This window comes from Paenibacillus cucumis (ex Kampfer et al. 2016) (assembly GCF_019748695.1).
GTDB lineage: Bacteria > Bacillota > Bacilli > Paenibacillales > Paenibacillaceae > Paenibacillus > Paenibacillus polysaccharolyticus.
This window is the reverse complement of the sequence record NZ_JACLIC010000018.1, coordinates 66,859-89,328: the sequence shown is the minus strand read 5'-3', so window position 1 is coordinate 89,328 and position 22,470 is coordinate 66,859. Positions and strand designations below refer to the sequence as shown.

General features: G+C 38.9%; 17 protein-coding genes. 5 read left to right on the top strand and 12 right to left on the bottom strand.

The genetic code is table 11. The annotated features are described in order from the left end of the window. Positions 1 to 5 precede the first annotated feature (5 nt). The gene (locus tag H7T88_RS10810; protein ID WP_221788412.1) at positions 6 to 6,524 is read right to left on the bottom strand and encodes an InlB B-repeat-containing protein; all 6,519 of its coding nucleotides are present in this window, start codon (positions 6,522 to 6,524) and stop codon (positions 6 to 8) included. Between the two features lie 428 nt (positions 6,525 to 6,952). Between H7T88_RS10810 and H7T88_RS10805 the strand changes: the two genes are divergently transcribed. Continuing rightward, positions 6,953 to 7,135, top strand: coding sequence for a hypothetical protein (locus H7T88_RS10805; protein WP_221788410.1), 183 nt, complete (start codon positions 6,953 to 6,955; stop codon positions 7,133 to 7,135). Between the two features lie 207 nt (positions 7,136 to 7,342). Here the strand turns inward: H7T88_RS10805 and H7T88_RS10800 are convergent, their stop codons facing one another. The 7 genes from H7T88_RS10800 to H7T88_RS10770 form a co-directional block, all read right to left on the bottom strand. Then, entirely contained in the window at positions 7,343 to 8,062 is a 720-nt protein-coding gene (locus H7T88_RS10800; protein WP_221788408.1) for an ABC transporter permease, read from the bottom strand. After that, positions 8,062 to 8,850 (bottom strand): ABC-2 transporter permease family protein, encoded by a 789-nt coding sequence (locus tag H7T88_RS10795; RefSeq protein WP_221788406.1) that lies wholly within the window; start codon positions 8,848 to 8,850, stop codon positions 8,062 to 8,064. The genes H7T88_RS10800 and H7T88_RS10795 overlap by 1 nt, the downstream gene beginning before the upstream one ends. Before the next feature lies 1 nt (position 8,851). Continuing rightward, entirely contained in the window at positions 8,852 to 9,565 is a 714-nt protein-coding gene (locus H7T88_RS10790) for an ABC transporter ATP-binding protein (protein ID WP_418792670.1), read from the bottom strand. A gap of 128 nt (positions 9,566 to 9,693) precedes the next feature. Further along, on the bottom strand, positions 9,694 to 11,955 hold the full coding sequence (locus H7T88_RS10785; RefSeq protein WP_221788404.1) for a lasso peptide biosynthesis B2 protein: 2,262 nt from the start codon (positions 11,953 to 11,955) through the stop codon (positions 9,694 to 9,696). After that, positions 11,955 to 12,203, bottom strand: coding sequence for a PqqD family protein (locus H7T88_RS10780; RefSeq protein ID WP_221788403.1), 249 nt, complete (start codon positions 12,201 to 12,203; stop codon positions 11,955 to 11,957). The genes H7T88_RS10785 and H7T88_RS10780 overlap by 1 nt, the downstream gene beginning before the upstream one ends. Beyond that, positions 12,200 to 13,960 (bottom strand): asparagine synthase-related protein, encoded by a 1,761-nt coding sequence (locus H7T88_RS10775; RefSeq protein ID WP_221788402.1) that lies wholly within the window; start codon positions 13,958 to 13,960, stop codon positions 12,200 to 12,202. Before H7T88_RS10775 ends, H7T88_RS10780 begins: the two co-directional genes overlap by 4 nt. A gap of 133 nt (positions 13,961 to 14,093) precedes the next feature. Next, complete coding sequence (locus H7T88_RS10770) at positions 14,094 to 14,222, bottom strand: lasso RiPP family leader peptide-containing protein (protein WP_221788401.1); 129 nt, start codon at positions 14,220 to 14,222, stop codon at positions 14,094 to 14,096. 354 nt (positions 14,223 to 14,576) lie between these two features. Here H7T88_RS10770 and H7T88_RS10765 point away from each other — a divergent pair, with 354 nt between their 5' ends. From H7T88_RS10765 to H7T88_RS10755, 3 genes are all read left to right on the top strand, one after another. Then, complete coding sequence (locus tag H7T88_RS10765) at positions 14,577 to 15,287, top strand: LytR/AlgR family response regulator transcription factor (RefSeq protein WP_221788400.1); 711 nt, start codon at positions 14,577 to 14,579, stop codon at positions 15,285 to 15,287. 185 nt (positions 15,288 to 15,472) lie between these two features. Further along, complete coding sequence (locus tag H7T88_RS10760; protein ID WP_260510829.1) at positions 15,473 to 16,555, top strand: sensor histidine kinase; 1,083 nt, start codon at positions 15,473 to 15,475, stop codon at positions 16,553 to 16,555. A gap of 192 nt (positions 16,556 to 16,747) precedes the next feature. After that, a complete protein-coding gene (locus H7T88_RS10755; RefSeq protein WP_221788398.1) occupies positions 16,748 to 17,728 on the top strand; it encodes a serine hydrolase domain-containing protein in 981 nt (326 codons plus the stop codon). 66 nt (positions 17,729 to 17,794) lie between these two features. Here H7T88_RS10755 and H7T88_RS10750 read toward each other — a convergent pair whose 3' ends face one another. The 3 genes from H7T88_RS10750 to H7T88_RS10740 all read right to left on the bottom strand — a co-directional run bounded on the left by H7T88_RS10750 (position 17,795) and on the right by H7T88_RS10740 (position 20,087). Continuing rightward, complete coding sequence (locus tag H7T88_RS10750) at positions 17,795 to 18,496, bottom strand: CPCC family cysteine-rich protein (RefSeq protein WP_221788397.1); 702 nt, start codon at positions 18,494 to 18,496, stop codon at positions 17,795 to 17,797. 63 nt (positions 18,497 to 18,559) lie between these two features. Then, complete coding sequence (locus H7T88_RS10745) at positions 18,560 to 19,285, bottom strand: hypothetical protein (protein ID WP_221788396.1); 726 nt, start codon at positions 19,283 to 19,285, stop codon at positions 18,560 to 18,562. Between the two features lie 223 nt (positions 19,286 to 19,508). Further along, positions 19,509 to 20,087 (bottom strand): TetR/AcrR family transcriptional regulator, encoded by a 579-nt coding sequence (locus tag H7T88_RS10740; RefSeq protein ID WP_221788395.1) that lies wholly within the window; start codon positions 20,085 to 20,087, stop codon positions 19,509 to 19,511. Positions 20,088 to 20,245: 158 nt separating this feature from the next. On the opposite strand from H7T88_RS10740, the gene H7T88_RS10735 reads away from it, so the two are divergent. Beyond that, a complete protein-coding gene (locus H7T88_RS10735; protein WP_221788394.1) occupies positions 20,246 to 21,157 on the top strand; it encodes a ketopantoate reductase family protein in 912 nt (303 codons plus the stop codon). Between the two features lie 179 nt (positions 21,158 to 21,336). On the opposite strand, the gene H7T88_RS10730 is transcribed toward H7T88_RS10735, so the two are convergent. Continuing rightward, on the bottom strand, positions 21,337 to 22,371 hold the full coding sequence (locus tag H7T88_RS10730) for a hypothetical protein (RefSeq protein ID WP_221788393.1): 1,035 nt from the start codon (positions 22,369 to 22,371) through the stop codon (positions 21,337 to 21,339). Positions 22,372 to 22,470 lie beyond the last annotated feature (99 nt).

The window sequence follows — 22,470 nt, the reverse complement described above, 5'->3', positions numbered from 1 at the left end:
ATTTATTAGAGTTCAGTCCACTTTGCGTATATGGTACGTGTAGTGTTTCCGTTTATGACAAATTGCCCGAAATCATAAGGAACGGTCAAACCTGAATTTTTGTACCATCCTTCGAACACAAATCCTGGCTTTGTCGGAGGTTCAGGTACTTTGACTAAATTTTTGCTACCGAGAATCTGAGTCTCTACTGCTGAACCACCATTAGTCTCGAAATTCACCGTGTAAATCTGACTCCACATTGCAATCAAGTTAAAGTTCCCTGTCACCGGTGTTTCGAAATCGTAAGGAATTTTAGTTGTAAAATCCTTAGTCCATCCGTAGATTATATTCCCTGGGTATGGTGGAAGTTCAGATGGGTCAGGTGCATGAACCACATCGCCCTCTATCACGATCTTCGGAAGCGGTGGGGTAGAGTCAACACCTGCAACGAACTTTATCGTGAACAGAGCCTTCCACTTTGCATACAACGTGATGTTTGACGTCACCGGAGTTGCAAAATCATACACGGTGGTCAAACCTTCATCACTGTACCAACCCCCAAACACATAACCTTCCCGCACCGGTTCGACAGGGGTCGTAACTAAACTTCCTTCGACCACGGTCTTCGGATCGACTACTGGTGCCCCACCCTTAAGGTCGAAGTTTACTGTGAATAAAGGTGTCCATTTCGCATACAACGTAACGTTTGTCGTCACTGGCGATGCAAAATTGTAGGCATCCGTTAAACCTTCATCGCTATACCAACCACCGAATACATAGCCTGCCTGCGTTGGGGATGCAGGTGTCGCGGCCTTGGCATTGTACTCCATCTGTTGGCTATTAACTGTCGAACCGCCTTTACTATCGAAGCTTACCGTGAACATAGGCACCCACTTCGCATACAGCGTAATAGGGCTTACGACTTGACTGCCGAAGTTGTATGCGTTCGTCAAGGTCGTATCGGTATACCAACCTTTAAATACGTAACCCTCCTTCGTTGGCGTTGAAGGAACCTTGGCCGCTTCTTTATAATTCACGGATTGACTGCTCACCTTCGTGCCCTCACTCATAAAATCCACTTCATAAGCGTTTATTTTAAACATGGCGTGCAATTCGAAGCTCTCACTGACCGGTTTCGTAAAATCATATGCCCTGCTTGTGTTTCCTTTCGGGCTCCAGTACAGGAATGTATAACCCTCTCTTGGTTTTGGAGCAAATTCCTCTGCTACGCCCCCTTCTTTCACCTGCTGATCTGTTATCGCAGTGCCATCGTAGAAACGCACTCGATACTCATTTTTCTGAGCAATTGTCCATTTTGCATACAGTGTAATATTGCCTTTCATGATTTCGGTCGTGAAGTTATAGCCTTTAGTCAAACCTGCATCGCTAAACCAACCTCCGAACACATATCCTGCTCTTGTTGGCGATTTTGGTGCTACGGCTTTCTCTCCCCCGTAAACCGTCTGGTCAGGCACCATTGATCCCTCATTACTGTCGAAGCTAATCGTGTAACTGCTCATCCATTTCGCATACAGTGTAGTCGGGCTCACCACTGGCATCGCAAAATTGTAAGGCTTCGTCAACGCACTGTCGCTGTACCAACCTCCAAATGTATAATCTTTCCGGGATGGAGGCTCTGGTTCACTTGCCGCTCCGCCATAATCCAACATTTGATCAGGCACTTCTTCCGCTCCGCCATTACTATTGAAGCTGACGGTGTATTGTTCAATGTCCCACTTCGCCGTATACTCGACATCCTGCGCAGGCATCGTTGCTTGAGGAACAGGCGACCATCCTTTGAATTGATGGCCTTGCCAGATCGGATCACCAATATGGATTGAAGTCGTTGATCCATACGGTACGTTTTCGACTACCTTTTTAGGTGTGCTTTGATCTTTATAATCCATTGTCAGCTTATACATATTACGCTTGTAGTACACTCTTAGGATCGTTGTACCGTTGCCCGCAATGTTGGCTTCCAGCACAGTACCCGGAAACGCTGTGTCTACAGTGAATCCTTCGTAAGACTTGATGGATTCGACAGGCAGTGTTGCCTTTGTATCGGTTGTACCGTAACGCGTTTCCGTATCTGCAACCGTATACGTTGGTTGTCCAATATCTTGCTTCAGGTATACGACTTTGTAAGGCATGTCATCCTTGGCTGTCCACTTTGCCGTAAAAGTCGTAGACTCTGTCGGCATCGTAACTGGCATATACGGTGACCATCCTGCAAATTTATACCCCTGTCTTGATGGGACCGGAATTCGACTTACGATATTCGTATAGATCAAGTCGGTAATTTGTTTTTCTAAAGCACCCTCATAACCTAAGTTGAAAGTCACCGTCTTACTGATTGGCTTAAAGTAAACGTTCAAAATCGTTGAACCGTCTCCCTTAATAATCCCTTGTGTCGTACCTTCCATATAACCATGATCCTTGTATCGGTCAGTGGTGATACGAGCAAGTTCATTCGTTGTGCCTGACTGCATTTCCCAATCTGCAAGCGTTGGCGATTTACCACCATTTGGATCCATCAAATAATAATTAACTCTATACGGTGTATCGGTGTTCACTTTCCAATGTGCATACAGGTAGGATAAACCTGCAGGCATCCGATTCGGAATGTCTACTTTGGTACCACCAACTCTAGCCGTATACCAACCATCGAACGTGTATCCTGGATTTTTAGGAATTTTGTTTTTCACCGTGAGTACTGCATTAAAGGCCGCCGTTACGGTCTCGGTTGGTTCTCCATTCGTTGGATTGAATTGGATCGAAATGTCACCATCTTTATTCTTGATCCAGTTCAATGGAATGGTACGCTTGATCGCAGTGGGCTTGAATGATAGAGGTGCTGCTTTCCAAGTAATTACCAGCATTCCTGTACTTGATTGTTTTCTCCAGTCTTTCACACTAATCTGTTTCTTCTCCGGGTTATAGATGAAATCGCCGCTAATTTGAATGTCAAAATGCGAAATATCAAATATTTCCTGGATGTCCATACCTGTTTTCAGATCGAAACCTTTCATTTTGAGCCATGATTGTGGCAAATCTATAATGCTGGCCCCGCCAGGCCCTCCCCTAAAGATCAAACCAAGCTCATCATCCTGCGGGTAGGCAAAGTCCTCGATGCTTTCTTGCATGCCCGCTGTATATAGCGGCCACGTATTCTCATAGAGTGGAAGGCTATCTTCTAGCATCCCATCACCCAATTGAGCACCTATTTCAACTTCCAAATAAATTCCAATTTCTATAAACAAGGCACCTAACGTTTTGCTGCTCTGTACCCCGCTCACATTCTTCAACTGATAGTAGAAAAAACCCCATAGATTCACATACACCCCGGGTTCGACGGCGAGCCCGATGCTGTTCAAATCAACACTACCAATCCCTGCTTTGAGCTCCATATGAATACCGGCTCGTAAGCCTATTGTACCCATGACATAGAAGGTAAACTGGTAGTCCCCGTCCCCCGGCAAGCTTACCGTATTGCTCGATCCGCTAAAACTTAATATGCGCAAAGTCACCGAGTAACGCTTGGCGCTTTTATAATAGAAATCCGCTCCAATGGACAGATTCACTTGAGCGCTGACAACAAACTCTGCTTCGAATTTGACTTCGATGATTCCGTAAGCCACTCGCTTGCTTTTTTCAATAAGCGTCTTCTTGATTAGCGTTACCCATTCCGTTTCATCCTCCAGCATCTCTTGATACTGTTCCTTCAGCTTCTGCTCATCCATCGCATCTTTATCATCTACACCATTCATGATGGCTTTGATCTCGGTTGCGATATCTCGCACTTGGCTTAACTTGCCGGAAGTCTTGGCATCCAACCAATTGTCTAATGCCGCTTCTAACTTATCAACTTCGACAAAACCTATCTCTGCGGTAATATTGATGCCGGTATAGCTATAAGCATCGAGATTCGCGGTGATCACATAATCATCAATGCTATACCAGTAAGGAATCCCCCACGCTTTCAGCCAATGCCCTTGCATATCGCCGTTAATGCCGAGATCGAGCCCCATCTCTTGAACAAAAGCACCCGTCATATGGATGACGAGATCATTCTCTTCATTAGCATCTACGACGATATCAGCACTCACTTGCAAGGTTGCGCTCACCCCTGAGCTCCGGCCGCTAATATGTTTCAACTGTGTACCTAGCGACGCAACAACTTCCAGATTTTCCACGCTTACTCGACTATTTTTACTGGAAGAGGACTGAGCTTTAATCTTCTGGATGCCCTTCAGTTCTTCCGTTTCCATTGCCAAATTGGAAAGGTAATCTGCGGCTTTATTGACGAATCCACTGGCGGTTGCTTGCTGTTCGATCTGCTTTTCAAGTTGTGCAATTTGTTTGTCCGATAACAGATCATCGCCGTCAATGGCCTGCTTCTGATAGATATTAAAGGCATTCTCGATGTCTTTAATCGTGACGTTCTCATACGTGATAATATCCATCTCTGCTACAGGTGTTATTGATGTAATGCGCCCATAATGAGTAATCCCGGAACCTTCTGCGGCGAATTCTCCTCTATAAAATCCGATAAAATCGCCCACATCGACTGTAGTCAGCTCATTCAATCCAAAAGGTTCATACAGGCTGTCGCTATAGTTCATATCGGTGTGTTTGATTGTAATGGAGTTGTTGTCCGGATCACCATCTGTATCCGCCTCTGTGCTAACTGGCAATACATCTGGTCTGAACATCACTTGATCGGCATTAGCTCGTCCATAAGTATAAGTCGTTCCATTCACCGCTGTAATTTGGATGTAGGCCACATCCCCATTATCCGCATCAGTCGTATTGACTGTACGTTTATCCGGGCGAAGTCCTTGATAGATTGCTACGATATCACCAACCTGGATCGAGGTACTACCGTCATACTTAAACGTACCTCCGCTTGCATTCGCTTTTCCAAGCGAGTTCCCGCTACCGCCTACTGTTGTAGTGATAACTGGAATTGCGGGTGAACCCACCTCTGCACCGTTTAGCATCATATCCGTGACTTCTTGGAAGTCTAGATAGATCATATTCGCATTAAGCGGAACGTTCATGGCTTCTTGCTTGGCAACACTGAACACATAAATGCTTGTGGTTGCGTCTTGGCCTTGGAAGGACAAGTTCTCATCCGTCAACGTCAGCTGATACGTGTTACCTTCAACAAACTTGCCGTCTTCAGCAGCGGAAGCGACGGTGAAGAGACCGTTGCCTCCCGTGACTTTTACTCCTGCAAAATCGGGATTCGCTGTGTCAATAAATGTAAGTCCAGCTTGGACATCCGTTGCTGACAAATTGCCCGAAGCATCTTGCAGCGTGATAATGAAGTCCGGCTTGACATTCAAGACAGAGTAACTCGGCGTCTGCTGTACGGCATTTTCCACGCTATCTGTATATTTTGCATACAGCTTGGTATCTGCAGTTACCGTGCTTCCTTCCGCAAAGATAGACGAGAGATCACTTTCGGTAAACCAGCCTTGGAAGATGTAACCTTCCTTGATCGGCACAGGCAGGTTCGTTAGCTTTTCGTTGCCGCGGACCTTCTGTGCTTTAACTGCCGTACCTCCGTTGCTATCGAAAGTAAGTGTATACGTCTTATTATCCGTGCCGCCGGTTCCTCCTGGCGTTCCGCCACCATCGTTGCCTCCTGGTGTTCCAACACCATTGTTGTCATTAGGTGTTCCTCCACCTCCTCCGCCACTGCCACTATTGTTTCCTCCAGGGCTTGGCGTTGAATTCGGATTTGGCGTCACCGTTGGTGTTGGTTGTGGAGTCGGTGTTACTGTCGGCGTTGGTGTAGGGGTAACCGTCGATGGATTCTGACTTCTCCACGCCTCCACGACCGCATTGTTGCGCATGAACAGAACCGCCGCTTCCGCGCGGGACGCTTGCACACGTGGGTTAAAATTGCCCTTTTCATCACCCGTGAACACGCCCGCTTGCCACAGCTTCACAACGGCTTCCGCTGCCCAAGTCGAAATGTTAGCGAGATCGGCGGGTTTTGTCGTGATCGGATTGCCTGTCTGATAAGGAATCTTTTCGCTTTCCAAATACCGCAACGTCATTGTTGCCATTTGTTCTCGGGATACGGTGGCATTCGGCGAGTATTTACCTGCGCCTGTACCATCGGTAATGCCTTTCTGTACTGCCCATTCAATATATGGCGTATACCAACTACCTACCTGAACATCGGCAAAACTCGAAGTCGTATACGCCCCTGTATCTACCCCGGCCATCCGTCCGAGTGCTGTAACATACATGGCACGTGTCATCGTGCCTTTAGGCGAGAAGGTACTGGCGGTCGTACCGCTAAATATGCCCTTCTCCTGTACCTTGGTGATTGCATCGTAGAACCAATCTGTTGGACTCACATCCTGGAATTCACTAGATTTGGTTAATGTTGTCTGCTGCATCGGCAGGTCAGCTGCTGCTGCAGACTGCTCTGGCAATACAGGAATAGCAGACATGACTAAGCTGATGACCAGCAACCAAACCAGTATCCGCGAACTTACCTTCCACCCCTGTCTTATTACTTTTTTCACTTTCATTCATCCCTTCTATGTATAGATCAGACTTAAAAAAACTGAGAAGTCCCTCCATCGCAAACTTGCAATACTCTACCGCTGTCTAACCACTCTCTGACCAAACAGATCAACATGTACAATCGAAATGAAGATCAGTGAACCACATGTGGGTCACTGATCTCATGTGATTCATATTCGCTAGGACGTAGGGATCAAGCGGGGGTAACCTTTACATAACATGGCATTGTCCAAGCTACAGCGTTCATCACGTTCGGGACACCAGTATCCATTCGAGCACCCGAGCTGAGGGGCTTTCGGTTACTTTAAGATACGGGCGTCCTCTAGAATCACTGGAAACCGCAGGAATGGCAGGAGTCTTGCATATTACGAGTGGAGTGCTTCCAAGCGAGTCAGCATGGATTCCCTAAAGCTACTAACTCTATGGATTGAAGTTGTTAAGCCACCTTTCTTCTCCTTCGAATGGTGACCACCACACTGGCGAATCATGTCGTTTTTTCTTCCGTATTTTAGCATGCGAAATGGGAGCTTTGGTGGATTGTAAAGAAAACTTTAAGTTTGATCAAAATCAGCAAGGTGGTGGTGGTATAGAAGGACAGCGTCAATTGTAAAAATGAGCATATAAAATAATAAAAAATAGCCGCGGGTAGCGTCAAATATTTTTGTAGTAAGATTATCTAAAGGAACGTCGAATGGAGTATAGATTGTTGTTGGGGTTGCGGGTATAGCAAATAAGGGTAGGAAAGAACTCCTACCCCTCGTTTGGACTGCTCCAGTAACATATTGGATACATTGATTTATACGCTACTTTGGTATAATTAACGAATACTACGTTGTGAGAATAGTAAAGTAGCAATTACTACCATGAGTAATACCCAACAAAATTGAATCCCCAATCCCGACCATTTATCTAGAAAAACACTAGACTCAGGTATAGAGAAAAAATTCATTGTAGCAAGCGTCGGTAAAAATTTTGCTGATTGACTAATTGAAAAAAACATGTGACTAAGCCCCAACATAAGAGGGAGCATTATAGCAAGAGGCACTATAAGTGATTTTGTAATTACAGATATGGCTGAAGTAATTAAAGCAATCTGAACCCAACTAATTATACTCACAGACAAACTTCCAGTTATCATCAATTCATAGACAGAAGACAGTTTCATATCATGTTGAATGTAAAGAACAAATAAGCAAATTACACTGGTAACTACTCCTGTGATTACTATAATTAACACGTTATTTAGAAATTTAACACATACTATTTTTAGCCTAGATGGTTGTGTAAGAAGTGTTGTTCTTAACGCAGAATTCGAATATTCTTGGCCAAAATAGGCTGCACTAGCAAAAATAACACCTGGGTGACCTAAATAGAGGGCTTGCAAACAAAGAGAGAGAATTTCTTTCTCTCCCCCAGTCTTGGGTACATTTAGTGTTAGTAGATAGCAAAGAGGGACAACAACCGCTCCAAATATACCTAAAATACACCATCCAAATGAAAAAAATTTGGTCTGTTCACTATGTAACGCAGCATACATCAATATTTCCCCCCTACATCACTACGAATAAAAGTGTAATAAGAAGTAGATAAAGCTACAATCACCCATAACAGAAGTATAACAACCCCTTTTAAAGGATCATGCTCAAAAGGATCTGTTGGTGATGCAAAGAGAAGATTACCCGCTGCCACAGGAAGATATATCCCCCATTCCCATTTTTGGGCTAAGTATAGACCTAAATTGTAGACTTGCGGGATCAAAAAAGCTAAGGGTACTATAGCATTTTTAAAGACCATGCCTAATCCAAAAGAAAGTATAGTAAGTAAAATCCAATCTAGAACAACATAACCGATATACTGCCATGCTATCGGACTCAAAAAAATGGGATGCAGCCCCTGATCACCTAAGGTGAGATGCATTACAGAGATCGTTAAATAAACGGCTATACTCGAAATAAATAGAGCACAGACTGCCACTGCAAGTACTTTCGCACCAAACACCTTAACCCGACTACTCTGACAAAGTAATGTTGTACGTAGTTGATGATGTAGATATTCACTCCCTCCAATCACACCCCCAAATACAATCATAAGCAATACACCAAAAGGAGCTAATTCAAAACCTAAATAATCCAAAGAGGGTAAGGCACTTACTAGACCTGGTTGAGTCTCTGGCGTGGCATCTAAACCAATTTTAAGATAGCTTCTCGCTGCTATTAATGCACTTAATGGTTGAAATCCAAGTGCGATTACACAAATAATCCACCACAATCTCATGGAAATAATCTTATTTAGTTCAAATCTTACGCTTCTAAGAAAAGAGTTCATACTATACCCCACCCTCAGTAAGAGAAAAAAATACATCTTCCAATGATTCCAAGTCCTTCATAACATCCTTGATCTCACCAGTAGTTATGATTTTCCCATGATTAATAATGACTACATCGTCCGCCACAGCCTCCACTTCAGAAAGAATATGTGAAGACAACAACACCGTTTTTCCCATATCTGATTGTTGGCGGATAAATTTTCTAAACCAACGAATCCCCGTTGGATCCAGTCCATTAGTTGGTTCGTCTAGGACAAGATACTGTGGGTCTCCTAAAAGTGCAGCTGCAAGACCAAGTCGTTGTCCTTCACCTAGTGATAAAGTTCCTAATTTAGCATTACCTTTATCTGATAAGCCAACGATGTCCAATACCTCTGATATACGGTCCTTAGGAATGTTATTGCTTTGTGCTATAATTTTCAGATGAGTTCTCACCTTTCTAGAAGGAGCTCCACCCACCCCGTCAAAAGCTGCTCCTACAACTTTCAAAGGAGTATCGTATGCTGCATACTTTTGTCCTCCAAAAGTTGCTGATCCAGTTGAATTATCAAGTCCTAACAAAATACGAAGTGTTGAACTTTTTCCTGCACCATTTGGTCCTAGAAAAGCTGTGATTCTTCCTTCCTTCGCTTCAAAAGACACATTATTCAGTATTTGTCTCTCTCCATGTTTCTTATATAATTTTGATATTAAAATTTTATTTTCTTTATTCACCAATATAATGCCTCCTTAGAATAGAATTCCAGTTGCAAGTAAAAAAAAAAGAGCGAAAATTTATAGCATCCTATTTCAAGTTATTCTTAAATAGAATTCTCAGTAATCACTCTCCAATCACCATATATTTAAATAACTTTGTCAAGGAATTGCTCTTTAGCTAATTTTCTATATAAGGGAACTCTCTCCAACAACTCGTTATGGCTACCTGACCCGATAATTCTTCCATGTTCCAAAACATATATCATATCGGAATCAACTATTGTCGATAGACGATGTGCAACAACAATAACTGTTTTATTCTCTCTCATTTTGTCGATCGCCTTCTTCATTCCAATTTCATTTAAACTGTCTAAATTGGATGTTAATTCGTCTAAAAGAACAATTTTCGCATCAGATAGTAGAGATCGAGCCATAGCTAATCGTTGGCGCTCCCCTCCTGATAAAGTCGTGCCCGATTCTCCAATAATCATATCTAACTTTTCAGGAGATCGCTCTATCAGGTAGCTAAGATTTACCTCTTTTAAAACATTATAACATTTTTCTTCAGTTACGGTAGGGTTTCCTAACAAAAGGTTTTCTCGTAAGCTTCCTGCAATAATAGGAGCATTCTGTTCCACATATGTGATAAGTTTCCGAAGATCTTCACGAGAGTAACTTCGGTAATCTTTTCCGTTCACATAAATATGTCCACTATCTGGATCATAAAATCTTTCTATTAATTGTAAGATAGTGCTTTTCCCTGCACCCGAAGATCCAACAATGGCCGTTCGCTTTCCAAACTCTGCATGCAGATCTATCTCTCTAAGTATGAGATTATCATTTTGGGAGATTATATCCGTTCCAAAATCTAACTTGTTATACCCGAAATTAACTTTATGAAAAACAACCATTCCATCTTCGTTAGAAGAGTTGGGATAGGATGTTTTTGCAGGATTATCATCTTTAGATGTTTCCAAATCAAGATCTAACAATTCTTTAATTCTAGCAAAAGCTCCGAGTGATTCTCCAACCCCGGAAAAAGCTCCAAATATTTGAGTCAATGGTCCTATCATTATAAAAAGTAGCAGAGCAAAAGCAATCAAATCTGCAAGAGACATGGATCCTATAGAAACACGGTACCCGCCAAAACCTAGGACGATCAAACCGCATATCTGTAAGCTCATATTTGAAATAGGTGTCATAAATGACTGTATTTTTGCTAAACGAATTCCTAAGTTTCTTAAATAATCTGCCTGTAGTTTAATCTTATTTTCTTCAGCTAAAGTAGCATTCGTAGAACGAATAGTTCTGATTGCGTGTAAATCACGCTCGATCATACCGCTAAGTTTCCCAAGTTCTTGTTGTACACGGAAGCTAGACTTTTGTATAAGGTTACTCATCATAAAAATCCCAATAAAAGCTAAAGATATGCAAAATAAAGCAGTTAAAAATAAAACCAAATCCTTTAGCGCCAGACCAATTGCAGCACCAACTACAATAAAGGAACCGCTAGTGAAAGCAATTGTCCCTTGAATCAGCGCCATTCTTAGTCTAGACGTATCACCGCTTACTCTGCTTATTAAATCTCCTACACTTCTTTTATCATATTCAATTATCGGAAGTTTTAACAAATGACTTATTACACTACTCCGTGCTTCAAAAACAACGCCTTCTCCGATCTTCTGCAACAAATAATATTGTATAGTAGTAAGAATCATGGAAGCTGCTAATACAATCACAAGAAGAATTAGAGTTGAATTCACTACAAAACCCGAACTGTATTGCTGAACTAAATCTGCCACTAGGTTAGGTTGCAAAAGTGTTAGACATGCACAAATAATACCTAGTATGACTACTAGGAACAGTTCTAATTTATAACCATTAGCTAAAGCAAGTAATTCTCTCAAATTTGATTTTCGATGCTCTGATTTCCCCTTCTCTTCTTGGACTTTTTCAGGTGCTGACTTTATTTCTTTTTTAGGCATCTCCTCACTATGAGCTGCCACACTAATAACCTTAGTATACAAGCTAATTTCATCCGGCTCACCAATAGGTTTACCCTTTACTTCAACCCATGCATGAGCCCTAAAAGGTTCTAAAGCGAATCCTGTATTCCAACTTGCAGAACTTCTCTTTAACCACGCTGCCACTACAACAGCAATAGAACGCCTCAGACACCCCTCTTGACTTCTACACCTTCTGCTTACTGTACATACTGCATCACGGATTTCTAAAACTTCTTTCTCTGAAGCTGATGGTTTATTTTTTGTTATACGAGAAAATATCTTTTCGATTCTATTTGGACTAAGCCAATTCAACGGCACTGATATCAGAATTGCTAGTAGGGCAAGGAGTCTCATTTTCATTGACACTTTTTTTGGTTTCTCTGAAAAAAGTGCTACGTCCATTACACTATTCCCGCCTCTCTTAGCATAGAAAGAAATTCATCCACATCATTCTCTGCATTAGGTTTCTCTAGAGCGAAAGTTTCTTCCAATTTTTCCACTAATTCATTTCTCGATTTCCCATCAATTAATCCTTCTAATAAAAGTTTTCCCACATGATTTACTTGAAAATACACCCCTATACTTTTATCAAAAACCATAGCCCCGTTCTCTTGTTCAATAATTTTAACATTTATTCCTCTTTTTCTCACAACTTAACCACCTTTGCTTTTTTTTTGTTGAAATCAATTGTATTCTTGAGCCATCGTTCCACAGCGCATAGTCTCTCAAAATCAATAATTCGGTTGTGTAAAGCAGATGGCATAGATAACTCAGAGACCAGTATGTCTGGATCAACAACCCCTAGTTTGACAACATTAAGATCTTTAACGATAGAAATAATTGCATTCGCTGCCTCTTTATAGCCCCTATATAAAGCTGTTGAATAATCTCCTTTAAAGCCTCGAGTGAAAACTTCACGGGGAACAATCCCCATTGTAGCCTCATGAAGCATGGGTTTAGTTATCCCTGACTTTAAGTGATGCTGCATAGGTATCGATAGTGCAGATTCAATGATTTTTGTATCTAAAAATGGAGATTTCCATTTGTATTCTTCCCCGTAAATCAGGTTAAGTTGACCAATTACACGTGTTTGAAACAGCAGTGACTCTAGTGCTTGATGTTTAGAACGGTCAGAATCAAGACCTCCAGAAATTTTATCTACAGCATTTACTGCCGCTTTATAACTCAAAGAAAGACTGTCTTTGTTAATCCATGCTGGAACATTTATTTTTCCGGACCAATCCAACGCCGATTCCTTTTTGTTTGATCTATTGTATCCAAATCGGATTCCTATTTCTGATTTTATTGCTTCCTTAAAAGGCATATTGTTCATGAGATCAGACATACCCTTTAAAAAAGATATCCTTGAAATTAAGCAGTATCTAAAGCCAAGTGATAAACTCCTTAATTTATTTTGCCTTACTAGGGTCCAGGCATAAGCTGGCATAGGTGTAAACAATTCATCACCACCAAGACCAGTAAAATGAATTGAATTCCCGGGATTTTCGTTTAAACTAACGATCTTTTCAACATATCCCTCTGTATCTGCCCAAAAAATTGGGTGGTCGGGTAATTTTGATCCTGAGTATGGTGTATTGCTATCATATCTCTTACCAGACTCGCTTAAAGATGAGAGCGTGTTTAGAGGTGTATTCATATCCTCTGCAAACGAAGCAGCCCATTTAGAGTCACTATTCCAATTATTATCTGTTTTTGTGTGGTATAACTTGACATCTGTATCACAAAACTTTAGAAGGTAAGCAACCGATGCCGAATCAACACCTCCAGAGAGATCCGCTGATACATTGGCATAACGATTACTGCTTCTTATAACCTCAAGAAAGCCCTCTCTTATATTTTTCAATGTCAGATCCATGTCATGGTTCAAACCAGGTGCATCCCAAATTTTAACTTCTTCGAAAGTTTGATTTTTTCCATTTTTCAAAACACAAAACGGTTGTACTTTTTCTATATTTTCCCACATGGGTACATTTTGGAAAGGATAATAAGGCAAACTACTTATCAGATTTAATGCAACTGCTGCTTTTGAAATATCTAAATTAAAATATTGTGCTATATTCCAGGCCGAATCACTAACAACCATCGTGCCATCTAATTTACTCCAACATAGAGAGGTATCAAACAAAGCACCCCCTATAATTATTTCCTGACTATTAACCAGAACAAAAATACCCTCAGTAATTTTTTTTTGTATCATCAATGCCAATTGGGTAATTTCATGTGTTTTAACATAATCAGAAAAATTAGAGTATTCAGTAGACATACAATAAATTTCCATATCTCCATCAGTGTACTTAACATACTTTTGGTGAGAAACAATCATAACATCACATTTTTTTTTTATATGTAATTGATAAAGCAGTCCACCAGAGCTTAATTTTTCCATATCATTTAACAACATGCTAATAGTAGTCCACCCTCTCATTTAATTTTTATTATCATAAATAATGGTCACTGGACGTTCTCTCATTGTCCAATGACCACTTTTTAAAAAATCTAGATTAAGTATTTATTCCATCTTAGAACTCAATGCGTACGATAGCCTTACCGCCAAAAACATCTGTCCACTTACCGGCAAAAAAACCTTTAGTAGACTCTTTAAAACCAGCTACTTTCTCGATTGTTGGTTTGGAGTAAACATTTTTCATTGATTTCCACCTCCTTATTATCATATTTTTTTGTTACATACATTTACAAACAGAAAGTAAATAATCTATTTGTAATTTCATAGTATACTATTTATTAAAAAATTTATAATCAATGTAACAATATGCAATATACATGTAATAATTGACACTTATTCAATTGTAGTGTAATAATTTTACCAAGGAAAAAAAATCCTAATTTACAGTTTGACTCCAATCAAACATAATAGAATCGAATTTATCCAATGAGACTTGAAAGCTAACTTTTCAGAAGATTTACATGAAATTTTTGATGGTAGTTTGTATATTCCCAAATTAATCTCTTGCAGTTCACATTATTGAAGGAGTGTATTAACGTTGTTAAAAGTTGCAGTATGTGATGATGTTCCAGTTCTCGCAGAAGTAATTGAAAACTTGATTTTAGAATATGATTCTTCATTATTTGAAATAGATGTATTTAATAATCCTTTTAGATTAATTGAGTTCCTCAAATCGAATACATATGATTTGTTTATTTTGGATATTGAGTTTGGCAATATATCTGGAATTGAAATCGCAGAGGCCATTAGAGAAAATAATCTCACTTGTCCAATTATTTTTGTAACAAGTTTCAATGAGTATATGGAGAGAGCCTTTAAAGTTAACACTTTCGATTATATTTTAAAACCTGTAACAAAAGACAAATTATATCCTGCTTTAAATCGAACTATAAATTATTTAAACATAGACGATTCAAAATTCACTTTCACATTCAATAAAATTTTCTATAGTCTATCTCACAGCGAGATCATATACTTCGAGAAAAACAAAAGAAGGGTTCTGATTCATACCGCTTCTGATACTTATGAAACACTTCTTCAAACCAATGCACTTTTGTCTAAAATCAATGATCATTTTGTACAAGTTCATACTTCTTATATTGTGAATGCCAGACATATAAAAAAAGTTAGCAGTAATTCAATTACTGCTAACTTAGATGATACGAGAACTGTCGAAATACCCATGAGTCGTAAATTTATTGATAGCGCTAAAAAGCAAATTTTGATGAAAATAAGAGAACTTATGTAATGAACGATACTACTACAATTTTATTTAACTTTTTTATTAATTTATTTTTGACTAATTATTGGTTGTCTAGCAAAACCATTTTTTCAAAAAAAATCATGACGAAACTATTATTATGTTTCTTTTTTTATTCGATGATCTTATTATGCTTATTCTCTTTTCATAATTCATTTTTATTGGTGAATCTTATGTCCGCTATTATATTATTATTCATTATTAAGAAACATAATTTTGAAACAAAGAAAAAATTTATTCAGTTAACTTTTCTAGTTTTAACTTTTTCACTATGTGACTCTTTACCTCTCTTTTTTTTAAGGAAAATGTCACTATCAGGAATATTTGAATTTAATTTCATTCTCGTATTTTCAATGGTTTTCTCTTCAGTAATTTTGAAACTAATATCCATTTCTATTTATAGGATCATTTACTTACAGCAAAACAATTTAAGAAAAATATTAAATATCGCATTGTTGATGACCTTAATATTGACACCATTAATATCGTTACTGATCCTAGGAACATCTGTAGCAAACCTGAAAGAGGAATATCATGTTAATGGAAGCATTTTATTCATTATTATAAATATATGCATACTATACTTATATTTTACCCTTGGAAGCACCTTCGAAAAACTTGAGAAAACGAGAGCAGAAAAACATTTTTATGAATCAGAATTAAACTTTTTTAAACAACTTCAACATTCACAGTCTAGGTTATATTCAATCAAGCATGACTTGAAAAATCAATACATCGTTCTATCGGGGATGTTAGGCCAAGGAGATATTAGCGGAGCTGAAAAATATATTCAGGAATCAGTAAATAAGCTTCATTATATCAACAATTTTTATACTAACAACTATGTACTAAATTATCTACTTAATCAAAAAAAGACTGTGGCTCAAGAGAACGGAGTATCTTTGAATATTGAATCTTTTTTTCCTGAAAAGATTGAATTAGATAACGATATTCTTGCAATAGTTCTGGGAAATTTAATAGATAACTCTTTAAGTGCAGTCTTACGTCTAGATGACCCAAATGAGAGAAAAATCTCCCTTATCATTAAACAATTCAATAAAAACTTACTAATTGAAATTTCGAATGTATTTGACTTAAACGAGATTAGAACTCGTAAAAAAAGACTAAAAGAAGGCATAGGAATTAAAAATATCACGAGAATTGTTGAGGAAAATGGAGGGATATATAGTCAATGGGTGAGTAATAATCAATACATTGTAAGTATATTATTATTGAATGTATATGATAACGATTAAAGGGCCAGAAAGAGATATTCTCCAGTGCTCGTCTCTGACTATTCCGTCATTATATCTCAATTATTAGTCGGAGGTTTTTACAGACCTCCTCGTTCTATTTTACCACACTGGTGAAAAAACGATAAGACTTGTTTTTTCCAATAAATGACTATATGATCAAAGATACAAATTGGGAACTTGGAGGATGAATCATTGCGAACTCTAGAAAGCCAAATTCATGATTTCTTTATATCTTTGGAAAAGAACGAAGAATACAGTGGAAGTGTATTGATCTCCAAGGATAATAAAATATGGTTTAATCGTGCATATAACTATGCCAATCGAGAGCACCAAGTGAAGAATACAACTGAGACAAAGTTCAGGATTGGATCAATAACTAAACAGTTTACAGCAATGGCTATCATGATACTTCAAGAGCAAGGTGAATTAAGCGTGTTGGATCAGGTCTCCAAGTTCATACCCTCGTATAAATACGGTGCTCAGATTCAATTGCATCATTTATTAACACATTCATCTGGGATTCCCAACATCACACAACTCCCTAATATTAAAGAATTAATGAAGCAACCCACGACAACCGAGAAAATAGTTCATTTGATCACGGATTTACAACCTGAATTTGTTCCAAATTCTACTTTCCAGTATAGTAATTCAGGTTATATTTTACTGGCGTACATTATAGAAAAGATTACAGGATTTACTTATGAACAATTTTTAAGTAAACACATCTTTTCACCCTTGGGAATGAAAAATTCAGGCTGCGATAACCATGGGAAAATTATACCTAACAGGGCGCAGGGCTATGAATACGATAATGATATCGTTAATGCGGCGTATATTGATATGAGTTTTCCCATTGGTGGTGGAAATCTTTATTCTACAACAGAAGATCTATTTAATTGGGACCAGTCATTGTATACAGAGAGATTAGTCACAAAGGAAAGCCTCAAAAAAATATTCACTCCCCATGGCTTTGGGTACGGTTATGGTTGGTTTGTAGATGAAGGTAAGAATCGGAGAAGAGTCTATCATGGCGGCGGTATTGTTGGATTCAAAAATGAGATCATCCGTTATGTCGATGACAGGATTACAATCATCATGTTGAACAATTTATCAACGACCAATGTGGAACGGATTAGAAATGATATCACAAAAATGATTTTTCAAGAATAGATATAACAAGCGCGATAATAGAAACAAAGAGGGGTTCAGCGCCCCTCTCTACGATTTCCAAGTTACTTACCTGCAAAACATATTTATATCATCCAATGCTGAATCAGCATGTCCTCTAACCAATGAACTCTCATCTCTTAATGCATCATGGATAAGTGGAATAATCAACTGTTTATTCACTGCCCCATGTATTCTTGCGATATGGCCAAAACAAAGAATGGCTATTCCTCTTATATTTTCATTTTTATGCCGAGTATATGGCACCATCAGTTCTTGTACGAACTCTCCATCATCCGCATTTAATGCTAGAGATAACAAGCCATTTACGATTGTGTCAGGGTTTTCGGAGTTGATTCGGTTTATAATCTCTTGATTCTTCTCTATGTTGTTGCTGTAACGTTCTACTCTTTCGTGAACAATATCATCCAGTTCCTTTTCGAAGGAATCGATTTCCTGCCATATTTGTTGTGCAGATTTATTATCTGCGCTTCTAAGCTTTTCAAATGCATGAATTAATCTTTTCTTTGTTTGAACTTCTTTATCCGTTTGTTTTAAAATGGTTTGTTTATCTCTATACATGATGTAGTGTTTTTTGAAGTTCTCACGAGCCTCCGCAAGTGAATAGTCTTGATTGGGTCCGCCCCAAACTTCATCTGCATGCGGATCATCTTGCCCATCGTCTTCCCAGTCACATAAACAACATATCTCCCAACCTTGTCTTTCCTCCAGTGTGGGATAGCCACAACAAGGGCAATGAAATCTGTTCATATCGGTAGCTCCTTTTCTTACCAGCATCGCCACCTACTCTACATTCACTATTCCAATAAAGCTCTATTTAACATGGTCCTCAAAAGAAATCTGATATTCAGAATAGTTTGAAGGGTTGCTTTTTTCGAATATTTTCAGAATAGCGGGTTCCCGGAAATCGATAGCATCTACGGAAAAATAGATCATCTTCATATCTCCTTTCACCGTATTATTAATCTTATATGATTCAATGACTGTTCCGTCCTGTATCAATTCGGTAGCTAGCATCCTAGCCGTTCCTCTCTGCACATAAGCAGCAAATGAAATAGAATTATAGTTGATCAAGCTCATAACATCATCAATAGATGCCGTCTTATCGTACAACATATATTGATTATATGAGTGTGCTGTCACCAATCTGTACGGTGTGTTGATAAAAACATCCATGTATTCAAACGTACTATCCTTGCTGGTCGATGATAATAAAGGTAATTTAAAACTCTCACGAAACACCTCATCCGTTTCTTTTCCGTCATTGATCGCCTCAATGATTTTATCATCTGTTAAATAATAGATGTATTCGGTATCAGCTGGTTCTGTTTCGGGTTTCTTGTCAACTATTTCGTTTGTTGCATCTGATCCATATGTATTCTCTTCTTCTATAACATGTTCACTTGCTGGTAATTCTAGTGAATCTGAGTTACTACTTACACTTCCCTTTTCAACCAAATCATAATTCGTTAATACATACAGCGAAACACTTACTCCTACAGAAACTAATAATAAAAAGTATAGAATTTTAGCCTTCATTCAATGTGCGCCACCCTTTAGTTTAGCTTATCGTAAAAATGTACAACGCAATTACCATACCATATTCATTTTTTGCAACAGTCAGAGCGAAATGGTGAATTGCGACTCTCTATATAGACTCCCTCCTTCAACGAATTGAATTAAGTATATACTACCATCATGGACCGAGAACTTGTAATTATATTATCGTATTATGTCAAAAAGTAGCGTGTTCCCCCTTTGCTCAAATTTTGCTCCGCGGATTGACCGATCCAAAAATGTGATATGGCGTTATCCCCTTTGTAAATAAGCTATCAATCAGTCCGACCAACTCTTCTGACGACAGATCTTTGCCGTTTCGTATCCAAAGGCGAAACATAGATATTAATGTTGATATGTAAAACTCAATGATATATGGCGCTAAAGCATCATCGGATGGAAAATCCACAATCAATTGTTCAAAGGGAATTTCCCTTTTTAGCCGTTCCACAAAATGAACAGAGCCATAGTCGCCCAAGAGAGCTTTCAGAATTGCAATGTCCTCTGCATTTTCCAAGCACTGAAGTGCATCTTGGAAAGTATGTGTAGAGAACTCTCTGCCTGCCATTTCCTCGTTAATGGAGTTCAAAATACGTTCTTCAACCCAGTCCAACAAATCGTAGATATCTGTAAAGTATTGATAAAATGTACTGCGGTTATATCCTGATTGGTTAGCGATCTCTTGAATGGATATTTTTTCGATTGGTTTCCGGCTATATAAATCGCAGAATACATTTACAAACGTCTGCCTTGTTTTGTCCGTAATTTCAGGTTGCTTATGCATGATTTCCCTCCATTTTCTGTTCAATCTGTTCAACCCATGATACGACAGATATTAAAAATCTGATGGTTGATGACCATATAATGAATCCATACAATAACATTATACAACACGTTGTTGGATCATCAACAAGAGCTAAAATATATTTTTAGGGAGGCAATATGAGAATTTTATTCTTTGGTAGAGGTTTAATATCCACCCAATATGCTTGGGCTTTGGAAAAGGCAGGGCATACCGTCGAGTTCTATGTTAGGAAAGGGAGAAAAGCAACCTTCGGAGGCTATATTGAGCTTGAAATGTGGGACGCACGAAGGGGAAAACAGTTCATAAAGGAAAGCTGGAACGTTCAACTTCATGAGGAGATACGTCCAAATTATGATCTCATTATTGTAAGTGTCAATACGGAACAACTTCCAGAGGTAGCACAATTACTGTCGACTGTTACAGGAAACACCCCTGTCCTCATATTCAATAATATTTGGCAAGATTTGAAATCAGCCATCTCACCCTTGGTTATGAACAATGTTGTCTTTGGCTTCCCAGGAGCAGGAGGCGGCATCACGGACAATAGGCTTAGAGGTGGCTTTTTTAAAATGATATTTCTTGAAAAACCACGGGCAGGGACGGAACAAATAAACAACATGGTCAAGGAACTATTTGAAAGTGCCCATTTTAAAATTAGTTGGATAAAGGATATGCAAAATTGGCTATGGAATCACTTTGCCATGAATGCTGCTATGGAAGCCGAAGTGTTGAGACGGGGAAGTTTTCCAGCACTCTTGAATCATCGTGACTCATTCGCCAATGTAGGAAAAAATATGAGGGAAATTGCACCTGTACTTAGAGCAAGAGGTGCACAGATTGATATGATTTCTCTACTGCTGACTAAAATTCCACCACCACTTCTCAGTATGCTTTTTAACAAGGTTATCTTTGCAAAGGGCAGCTTAGCACGACTTTCCATTGAATACAACAATACCAAAGCAGGTTTTTCAGTAATTGAAGTTGTGAAAGAAGCCAAAAAGTTAGGGATATCTTTACCCCGTCTTACTGCAACTCTTGAAAACACTTAACGACATCCGTTATTGACAACTGATCCATCCGACGAACAGAAGCCACAACCGATGCTTTGCGCTAAACATATTATTTTAGTAAAAATAACAATGGCCCGAACGCTAGAAGCTTCGGGCTAGGCAACTATTTAATCAGGTACATGCGGCTCATTTCTAGCAATATTAGATGTGATTTCACCCTACCTGAAAGCCTTTAACATTAAAAAAAATTGATTATAAAAACGCACTTCATTCGTATAGATTTTTGTAAATAAACCAATGCACTTATCTATGATTTCCCCAGTGAACTTTTGGGACATGATGGCTTTATTCGAATAGATCCTTACTGTCTTCCAGTCATGAATAATTTGGTCCAATAACGGGTCAAGCGTATGTTTTGCATGGATATGATCAATGTTGTACTTATAGAGAGTATTTAACCTGTATTTCTCAGAACATTTTCTATAGATCGTACTGCTCAGTGTTTCTATAATCGTTTCATTTTTTATAATGAGCTCATAATTTTCTGCGAGCAACAGTATATTATTCAAACTTTTCGTTATTTCATTTTGATACCTGCACATATTTTCTACGAATGTATTGATGGTTGTGTCTGCTGACTTCTTATTGTCCAAGATCTCATGATTACCGGGGGGCACTAGCGCATATTCCCAAAAGTAGTCTGGCATCTTTACGTGTTCCGAAGTCATGCATGACGATTTAAATTCTGAAAATGGCAGAGAATATTGTCTATATTCCGTAATATCATCAACCGTATATATTTCCTCGTTCATAACATTGAAGCCATAGACAAAAACAGGGTGCAGTCCATGTTTTTTATTATAATAAAAGTCTCTCCCGCGTTGATAAAATAAATCAATAAATATGGAAATCGGATGACCACTAGAAATAGAGCTTATGATCTCATCTTGTAACGTATCTAGTGCAGGAGATTTTTTACGAATAGAGATCCCCATTTCCTCAAGGATCTGATCTCCCTCCTCAAGATCCAACACTTCTAACTTGAAATATCCACTTGTTTGTATTTTTTGTTCATTAAATCTATAAATACTAATGACATTATTCAAAATCGGCAACTCATCTTTTTTGAAATATCTGGCTAGCGTTAACCACAAATTGTAGCCGCAATTAAAATAAGGAAAATTATGATGCGGAAACATTTTTGTCATGCCGTCGAAGGGCTGGAAGGTGTCCAGGGAAATCATTTCTTCCATACAATATTTCTCCTATACTAGGACGTGTCTTGAAACCTACTGAAGTGCATCTTTTACCGCCTTTTCGCCCCCTGCTACGTCACTTTCCCTTGACGTGCC

Coding starts and splice junctions, on each gene's coding strand:
- H7T88_RS10800 (WP_221788408.1), bottom strand. CDS start 8,062: ATGTATGCTGCGTTACATAGTGAACAGACCAAATTTTTTTCATTTGGA.
- H7T88_RS10795 (WP_221788406.1), bottom strand. CDS start 8,850: ATGAACTCTTTTCTTAGAAGCGTAAGATTTGAACTAAATAAGATTATT.
- H7T88_RS10785 (WP_221788404.1), bottom strand. CDS start 11,955: ATGGACGTAGCACTTTTTTCAGAGAAACCAAAAAAAGTGTCAATGAAA.
- H7T88_RS10775 (WP_221788402.1), bottom strand. CDS start 13,960: ATGGAAAAATTAAGCTCTGGTGGACTGCTTTATCAATTACATATAAAA.
- H7T88_RS10770 (WP_221788401.1), bottom strand. CDS start 14,222: ATGAAAAATGTTTACTCCAAACCAACAATCGAGAAAGTAGCTGGTTTT.
- H7T88_RS10760 (WP_260510829.1), top strand. CDS start 15,473: ATGTCCGCTATTATATTATTATTCATTATTAAGAAACATAATTTTGAA.
- H7T88_RS10750 (WP_221788397.1), bottom strand. CDS start 18,496: ATGAACAGATTTCATTGCCCTTGTTGTGGCTATCCCACACTGGAGGAA.
- H7T88_RS10745 (WP_221788396.1), bottom strand. CDS start 19,285: ATGAAGGCTAAAATTCTATACTTTTTATTATTAGTTTCTGTAGGAGTA.
- H7T88_RS10740 (WP_221788395.1), bottom strand. CDS start 20,087: ATGCATAAGCAACCTGAAATTACGGACAAAACAAGGCAGACGTTTGTA.
- H7T88_RS10735 (WP_221788394.1), top strand. CDS start 20,246: ATGAGAATTTTATTCTTTGGTAGAGGTTTAATATCCACCCAATATGCT.
- H7T88_RS10730 (WP_221788393.1), bottom strand. CDS start 22,371: ATGGAAGAAATGATTTCCCTGGACACCTTCCAGCCCTTCGACGGCATG.